The sequence below is a fragment of the Pseudomonas sp. EGD-AK9 genome (assembly GCF_000465935.2).
GTDB lineage: Bacteria > Pseudomonadota > Gammaproteobacteria > Pseudomonadales > Pseudomonadaceae > Aquipseudomonas.
This window is the reverse complement of sequence record NZ_AVOF01000919.1, coordinates 1-585: the sequence shown is the minus strand read 5'-3', so window position 1 is coordinate 585 and position 585 is coordinate 1. Positions and strand designations below refer to the sequence as shown.

At 71.5% G+C, this 585-nt stretch carries 1 pseudogene; it reads right to left on the bottom strand.

The window, feature by feature from the left end:
• Positions 1-584 (bottom strand): annotated as a pseudogene (locus tag N878_RS25615) (serine dehydratase beta chain); the annotation flags it as partial.
• Between the last annotated feature and the right edge of the window lies 1 nt (position 585).

Genomic DNA, 585 nt, shown 5'->3' with positions numbered 1-585 from the left:
CCAGCATCAGCTGCGACACGCGCAGGCCGTGCCGACGGCACAGCTGCAGCAGCTCGGCGCCGCTGGAAAATCGTAGGGCAGCGCGGTGTGGTCCTGTCCAGCGCGCCGGTGGCGGCCTGCGCGGCATCGACGACGAAACCGCCGCCCACCGAGTAGTAGGTGTCGCTATGCAGCTCGCCGCCCTCGCCCTCGGCCACCAGGGTCATGGCGTTGGGGTGGTAGGGCAGGTTCTCCTCCAGCAGGCGCATGTCGCGCGCCCAGTCGAAGGCGATCGGCAGGCAGCCGTCGAGCAGCAGCTCGCCGCGCTCGAGCAGCGTGGCGATGCGCGGGGCGATCTGCGCCGGGTCGATGCGATCCGGCCACTCGCCCATCAGGCCCATGATCACCGCACGGTCGCTGCCGTGGCCGACGCCGGTGGCCGACAGCGAGCCGTACAGGCGCACTTCGATGCGCCACACCCGCGCCAGCAGCTGGCGCTCGCGCAGCGCCTCGACGAACAGCGCGGCGGCGCGCATCGGCCCCACGGTGTGCGAGCTGGACGGCCCGATGCCGATCTTGAACAGGTCGAATACGCTGATGGCCACG